General features: G+C 52.2%; 1 protein-coding gene. It reads left to right on the top strand.

The window, feature by feature from the left end; all coding sequences use genetic code 11:
* On the top strand, positions 1–205 hold a 205-nt coding region (locus AC27K1_RS21855; RefSeq protein ID WP_487152906.1), incomplete at both ends, for a VCBS domain-containing protein.

Here is a 205-nt window from a genome sequence, read left to right as displayed (position 1 = left end):
CGTTAATAATCGACTGGAATTCAATCCTGCGGGTGATTTTGATTACCTGGCCATCGGCGAAAGCGCCACGGTAACTGTCAGCTATACCATGAGTGATGATGATGGTGTGACGTCAACAGCCACCGCGACGATCACCGTCAGCGGCTCCAATAGTCAGCCGGTAGCTGAGCTTGTCAGTGTAAATTCGGCAGTGGAAGATGGGGGT

The sequence above is a fragment of the Kistimonas ophiarachnellae genome, from assembly GCF_057552235.1.
The sequence above is the reverse complement of the archived record's forward strand: the minus strand, read 5'-3'. Positions and strand labels throughout refer to the sequence as shown.